General features: G+C 71.0%; 5 protein-coding genes. 2 read left to right on the top strand and 3 right to left on the bottom strand.

Features of this window, described 5'->3' with window-relative positions; all coding sequences use genetic code 11:
• Together ACLN58_RS18685 and ACLN58_RS18680 are read left to right on the top strand one after the other, a co-directional pair.
• A partial coding sequence (locus tag ACLN58_RS18685) for an FAD-binding oxidoreductase (protein ID WP_415856742.1) occupies positions 1 to 1,190 on the top strand: 1,190 nt, incomplete at its 5' end.
• Between the two features lie 303 nt (positions 1,191 to 1,493).
• Positions 1,494 to 2,249, top strand: a complete 756-nt coding sequence (locus ACLN58_RS18680) for a flavodoxin family protein (RefSeq protein WP_415856741.1) — start codon at positions 1,494 to 1,496, stop codon at positions 2,247 to 2,249.
• A 45-nt stretch (positions 2,250 to 2,294) separates the two neighbouring features.
• Here ACLN58_RS18680 and ACLN58_RS18675 read toward each other — a convergent pair whose 3' ends face one another.
• From ACLN58_RS18675 to ACLN58_RS18665, 3 genes are all read right to left on the bottom strand, one after another.
• A complete protein-coding gene (locus ACLN58_RS18675) occupies positions 2,295 to 2,999 on the bottom strand; it encodes a class I SAM-dependent methyltransferase (protein WP_415856740.1) in 705 nt (234 codons plus the stop codon).
• A 419-nt stretch (positions 3,000 to 3,418) separates the two neighbouring features.
• Positions 3,419 to 3,901: a nucleoside deaminase gene (locus ACLN58_RS18670; protein WP_415856739.1), complete on the bottom strand. Its 483-nt coding sequence runs from the start codon at positions 3,899 to 3,901 to the stop codon at positions 3,419 to 3,421.
• The coding region (locus tag ACLN58_RS18665; RefSeq protein WP_415856738.1) for a zinc-binding dehydrogenase at positions 3,901 to 4,297 on the bottom strand (397 nt) is incomplete at its 5' end. The genes ACLN58_RS18665 and ACLN58_RS18670, both read right to left, overlap by 1 nt.

Raw genomic sequence — 4,297 nt, 5'->3', positions numbered from 1 at the left:
TCGCGCACGCCCGCGGAATTCCCGTGGTTCCGCGCGGGGCCGGAACCGGGCTCGCGGGCGGGGCGAGCGCCCACGCGGGGCAGGTGGTCGTGGACGTGCGCGGCATGAACCGGATCCTCAGTATCGATCCGGTGGAGATGGTCGCGGTGGTGGAGCCCGGCGTCCTCAACGCCGAGGTCAACGCGGCCGCTGCCGAATTCGGGCTGTTCTACGCGCCGGACCCCGCAAGCACGGCGATCTGTTCGATCGGGGGCAACATCGCGACGAACGCCGGCGGAATGTGGTGCGCGAAATACGGCGTCACGCGCGAGTCGGTGCTCGGGCTTCGGGTGGTGCTGGCCGACGGGCGCGTGCTGCGGACCGGGCGGTCCACGATCAAGGGGGTCACCGGCTACGACCTCACGGCGCTGCTCATCGGGTCCGAGGGCACGCTCGGGATCGTCGTCGAGGCGACGCTGCGGCTGCGGCCCCGTCCCGTGCGAACGGAGACGCTCGCGGCGTACTTCCCGGACGTCGAGACCGCCGGGCGGGCCGCCTCGGCCATCACGGCCGCGCGGATCCAGCCCGCGATCCTCGAGCTCATGGACGGGCCGACGCTCGACGCCGTCGACCGCGCCGAGGGGACGCGGCACCGTGAGCTCGGCGGGGCTTTCCTGCTTTCGCAGACCGATGGGTACGGCGCGCACCTCGAGCTCGACGAGATCGTGCGGGCCATCGAGCCGTTCGCGAGCTCGATTCACCGGGCGGCGGGGACTGTCGAGGCCGCCGCCCTCGTCAAAGCGCGGCGCGACGCCATCCCCGCGCTCGAGCGCCTGGGCCGCGTGTCGATCGGCGACATCGCCGTGCCGCGCAACCGGCTCGCGGAGGCGTTCGCGGGGCTTGAGGAGATCGCAGGACGGACCGGGGTGAGGATCTTCAGCGTCGCTCATGCGGCGGACGGGAACCTACACCCCATGATCGTTGTCGAGCCGGACGAGTCGATCACGGACGGGCCCGCGAAGGCCGCCCTGGGCGAGATGTTCCACCTCGCGCAGCGACTCGGAGGGACGCTGACCGGCGAGCACGGCGTCGGGCTGCTCAAGCGCGAGTGGGTCGCGGAGGAGCTCGGCGAGACCTCACTCGCGCTGCAGCACGCCATCAAGGCGGCGTTCGACCCGGCAGGGATCCTGAATCCGGGGAAGGCAATCTGACGGGTGCCGGGGTGACGCCGTCTTCACGGTGCGCGGCGGCCTAGCGTTCGGCGGCGACCTCGCGAGCAGCAGTTATCTCCTCGCCCAGAGTTCGCGTTGAGGGCAACTTTCTCGGCGAGAAGGTAACTGCTCGTGCGGGGCCGGGCTGCAGGCAGCGAAACAATAGCTAAGTGGCTCACCTCGCCGAGATTCGGTGGCGGGTTACCGCGGGCACTGACACTTGGCCTCCATCGCCCCTCCCGCCACCCGGCCGCTCCGCCTAGCATCGGGGGAACCAAGGGGCCCCGACGGAAGGAGCCGGCCATGCTGCCGGAGTCAGTCCAGAAGTTCATCGACGCCGAGATCGCCGCCAATCCCACCGACTTCACGGACCTCCGTGCGGTCTACCTCAACGGCACGCTCAAGCCAAGCCCGGAGCAGAGCCACACGGATGGGCTCCTCGCGGTGAGCAAGCTCGTGCTCGAGGGCGTGGGCGCGCGCGTCGACGTCGTGCGCGGCGTCGACCACGACATCCCGCCCGGCGTCTACCCGGACATGCGCGAGCACGGCTGGGCCACGGACGAGTTCCCCGAGATCTACCGGAGCCTCATCGAGCCAGCGGACATCGTCGTCATGGCCACGCCGATCTGGCTCGGCGACCAATCCTCCGTGACGCGCAAGCTCGTCGAGCGGCTCTACGGCTGGTCGGGAGAGCTCAACGCGGCCGGGCAGTGGTCCTATTACGGGAAGGTCGGGGGCGTCATCGTGACCGGCAACGAGGACGGCGGGAAGCACTGCGCGGCTCAACTCCTGTACGCCCTCAGCCACATCGGCTTCACCATCCCGCCGCAGGCCGACTCGTATTGGAACGGCGAGGCCGGCCCAGGTCCGTCATACCTTGACGACAACCGCGGCGCCCAGAACCACTGGACAACCCGCAACACGGTCTTCGCGGCCTGGAACATGCTCCACACGGCCCGGCGGATCAAGGACGCGGGCGGCATCCCGGTGTACGGCAACGTCACCTTCAACTGGGACCTCAGCAGCCAGGACCACCCCAACCCGGAGTACCGCGGGTAGGGACGACGGCGGCGATCACCTCGGCGTCGAACCGCTCCGGCTGGTTCAGGGCGCGGTTGCGACGGCGAAGACTCGCCGGACGCGGTCGAAACCCGCGAGGGCCCGGAGGGCCTCGTCATAGAGCGAACGGACGTCCGGACCTTCGGCGGGGTCGAGTTCGGAGGCCGCGAGCCACATGTTCCGCTCGGCCACGCGCCACACCCGAGGTTCCCGCACGTCGATGCTCGTGAACCCGGCGGCCTCGAGCCCGGCTCGGACGTCAACCTGGCGCAGTCGTTCCGGCACGCCTTGGTCCGACCGGTCGAGGGCCTCCCAGGTCGTGATGACGGCCCGGCCGCCGGGCACGAGAACCCTCCGCAGCTCGCGATAGGTTGCTCCCGTCGCCGCGAACTGGATCGAGTCGATGCACATGAGCGCGTCGGCCGATCCCTCGTCCAGTCCCGTCGCACCCAGCTCGCCGACCGCGAACTCGGCCGGGATCCCCGTTGCAGCGGCGGCCTCGCTCGCCTGCCGGATGGCCTCCCGCGAAAAGTCGACGCCGACGAGCCTCGCCCTCGTGCGCCGGGCCACCTCGAGGCCGTAGCCGCCTCGCCCGCACGCGAGGTCCACGAGCCGGCCTCCCGGCTCGAGTCGCAGCGCCCCGACTACGTCGTCAATCCCGTCCCACGGCAGGAGGCTCGTCGCCAACAACTCGGCCGGGAGCCCGAGGTGGCGCTGCTTGAGTTCGTCGCGGCGCGTGCTTCCGGGCATGTTGGCGTACCAGCCGTCAAAATATTCCGCTGATCCAGATCGAGCCGCGTTCACGGGGACCACGATGCCACAGGACCGCGACGGCGCCTGAGCGCAGGGGAGCCTTGACCGCATCGGGGCGGCATCCCCGCATTGGGTCGGCGGGCCCGCGGCCCCAGTGCGGGGAAGGGCGCCCAATGGCCGGGAACTCCGGCAGCCGACGCCCGCCAAGCGATCCGCGTCTCCGCCACGCAGCCCGGGAGGCGGCGCGCCCGGCTCAATCCGTGCGTCCCAAGCCAGGCGCGCCTGCGCGAGCACGGCGGGAGGCCTGGACGGCCCCGCCGGCGACGCGCGGCACGAGCAACTACTTCCGTCCCCAGTGCGGTCGGTATGCAACGTGCCTTTCACACCCTAAGCAGCTCAGGGCACGGATCCGCAAGTCATGTTTCGGCAATATCCTCGGCCCAGAGCTCCGGTGAATCCCGCTGAAAGTCCTCCATGAGCCGGACGCAGCGCTCGTCGTCACGCACCACGACGTCGACCCCGCGCGACCTCAGCAGCTCGAGCTCGCCGGGGAAAGTCCGCTCCTCCCCCACGACCACGCGCGGGATCTTGAACTGGATGATGGTCCCCGCGCACATCGCGCACGGCGCGAGCGTCGTGTAGAGAACCGTGTCGCGATACGTCCGCTGCCTGCCCGCCGCGCGGAGCGCGGACATCTCGCCGTGGGCGATCGGGTCGCCGTGCTGGACGCGGTCGTTATGGCCGACGGCGATCACCTCGCCTCCGCGGACGAGCGCCGCCCCGATCGGGATCCCGCCCTCGCGGAACCCCTCGCGCGCGGCTTCGAGGGCCGCCTCGAAGCCGGGATCGAACCCGGGATCGGTCCCCGGATCGAGCCCGAGCTCCCCCGCACCGGCCATCAGCCGATCCCCGCGGGCCGCAGCATGACCTTGATGGCGCGCCGCTCGTCCATCGCCGCATAGGCCTCCGCCGCGTCCTCGAGCGGCATGACGGCATCGAACACGAGGCCGGGCTCGATTGCCCCGGACAGGACGTCGGCCAGCAGCTCCGGCAGATACGCGCGCGTCGAGGCGGCACCGCCGCCCACGGAGATGTTCTTCGAGAACAGCAGCCCGATGGGCAGCTCGGCCCCGCCCGCAGGCACGCCCACGAAGCCGAGGCTCCCGCCGGGCCGCGTGCAGCGCAGCGCCTGGTCCATGGACTCTGACGTCCCGACGCACTCAAGAACGGAATCGGCCAGCACGCCCCCGAGCAGCTCGCGAACCTTCTGCGCCGCCGCTCCGCCGCGCTCCGCG

Origin of the sequence: Sinomonas sp. G460-2, assembly GCF_047759905.1 — a bacterium.
Classification (GTDB): domain Bacteria; phylum Actinomycetota; class Actinomycetes; order Actinomycetales; family Micrococcaceae; genus Sinomonas.
This window is presented reverse-complemented; position numbering and strand designations above follow the sequence as displayed.